Annotated in this window: 2 protein-coding genes; one reads left to right on the top strand and one right to left on the bottom strand. The window is 61.9% G+C overall.

The window, feature by feature from the left end; all coding sequences use genetic code 11:
- Positions 1-484 precede the first annotated feature (484 nt).
- Positions 485-625, top strand: coding sequence for a DUF3563 family protein (locus VGN12_02465; protein HEY4308291.1), 141 nt, complete (start codon positions 485-487; stop codon positions 623-625).
- Positions 626-854: 229 nt separating this feature from the next.
- Here VGN12_02465 and VGN12_02460 read toward each other — a convergent pair.
- A partial coding sequence (locus VGN12_02460; protein ID HEY4308290.1) for an MFS transporter occupies positions 855-2,196 on the bottom strand: 1,342 nt, incomplete at its 5' end.

Raw genomic sequence — 2,196 nt, 5'->3', positions numbered from 1 at the left:
TCAACCGGTGCAACGCGGGCGCTCTCACACTCCGGCAAAATCAACGAATTCGCGTGACGAATCCGGCGAGTCTGATTTATTAGGTTATTAGGCTCCGCGTCATCTGGTGCATCACCGAATTCGTTAGTAACACTTTAATTTGTAATGATGCCTGGTCTGCCCAATTCCGTTTTCTGCAAGCGGTAACAAAGCACCGCGCGATACCGCATCGAACACATGTCTGGCACGATCCGACTGTCACTCGACATTCGTCGGCCACACGACAACACTTCGCCGCTCCGAATCCCGCCGATAGCGCTGAAACCCGCGCCAGACAAGCTTGGCCGCCACGTGGCATGGACTCTGCATCAAGCAGCGTCCCAGCCGTAGCAAGCACCGCGCATCAATCGAATTCAGATGTCCCGCACCGGATGCACGCCTGGACCCCATGTGCCGCGCCCCGTTCAGGGCGGTACGCAATCGACCAGGCCAACCGGAGGACGCAGTGTTCATCCTGTTCATCTATCTATACCCGTTGTTGAAGAAGGCGCTTGAGCGAGCCGAATACAGTCGTCGCGACGCGTATCTTGCGTCCGCCGCCGACATGGGTGAGCTTGAACGCCGTATGCAGGAGACAGAGATTTGACCGCTGAGGCAAGCGATCTCGAAGCGGGCCCGCCGCTGGCAAAAACTTTAACGCGGTGCCCGGTGTGAGTTGATCGCTACAGTCCGAAAGTGGCGCCTAATACACGCCGAAGATTCTGACGACGACAAGTAGTTGGCAAGCAAGTGATTGCGTCCGACGCGGAAAAGCTGGCAGCAATGCAGCACAAGAAGGGCGGAGCAATTGCGATCTCCGCCCAGCGCACTGCTGATCATGCCGGGTCGTAGAACTGATTGGCGCGTGAGGGTTTCAACCCGACGATCGTCAGGACGACCCCGGCCGTCATCAAAACCCCCGCCACCAGGACGGACGTATGCAGACCTTTGACGAGGTCGCCGGCCGTGCCGACCACGAGCGATCCGAAGATACCCACGCCGAGCGCGCCTCCAATTTGACGCGCCGTGTTCAGCACACCCGACGCGATGCCGACGGATCGCGCATCGACATTCTCGAGCACCGCGGTATTGATCGACGGTACGGCCAGCGCGACTCCGACTCCGATCGCGAGCAACGGGGCCGTGATCGCCAGGTAACTGCTATTGCTGCCGATCAGCCGGAGCGATAGAAGGCCGGCCGCCGCGAGCACCTGGCCGGCCACCATCGGAAAACGATAGCCAAAGCGTGCGGTCAACGCGCCGGACGTGAGATTGGCCACCGTCACGACGGCGGTCATCGGCAGGAAAGCCAGGCCCGTCTGGATTGGCGTATAGCCCCACACGCTCTGAAAGAACAGGCTCATCGCGAACATCAGGCCGTAATAGCCGAAGTTGAGCGAGAGCCCTATCGCCGAACTCACATTGACGGCGGGTATCTGGAACAGTGAAAGCGGGAGCATCGGCTGCCGTTGCCATTTTTCGACCAGCACGAACAGCACGCCGAACACGACGAAACAGACGATACCCGCCAGCACAGCCGCATTTCCCCAGCCCAGCGTTCCGCTTTCGACGACCGCGAACATCAGCGCGCCAAGCGCAATCACCGCCAGCAGTTGCCCGGCCAGATCGAAGCGACGCCCTGCATTACGGATCGTCTCGGGCGCATAACCCAGCGTTAGCCAGATGCCGATGAGCCCTATGGGCAAGTTGATCAGAAAGATGCTCCGCCAGCCGAAACAGTCGACCAGCGCGCCGCCCACGACAGGACCGGCGCCGAGCGCCAGCGCGGCCGTCCCGGCCCAGATGCTGACGGCCTTCGCTCGCGCCCGTGGGTCGGGAAAGCTTGCGTTGAGCAGCGACAGCGACGAAGGCACGCACAACGCCGCCGCGATCCCCTGTGCGACCCGCGCGACGATAAGCGTGGCCGCCCCGCTTGAGAAGCCGCACGCGACCGACGCCACGGTAAACAGCGCCAGGCCGCCGACGAACACGCGCCGCCCGCCCAGCCGATCACCGAGCGCACCCGCGCTGAGCAGAAGGCAGGCGAACGCGAGCGTGTATGCATTGAGCACCCATTCCAGCTCGGTGGCACTGGCGGACAAGGCTTGCCGAATGCGTTCGAGCGCGACGTTCACCACCGTCACGTCGAGACAGATGATCACGAAGCCGAGGCTGGCG

It is taken from the genome of Pirellulales bacterium, from assembly GCA_036499395.1.
In the GTDB taxonomy this organism is placed as follows: Bacteria; Planctomycetota; Planctomycetia; order Pirellulales; family JACPPG01; genus JACPPG01.
This window is presented reverse-complemented; position numbering and strand designations above follow the sequence as displayed.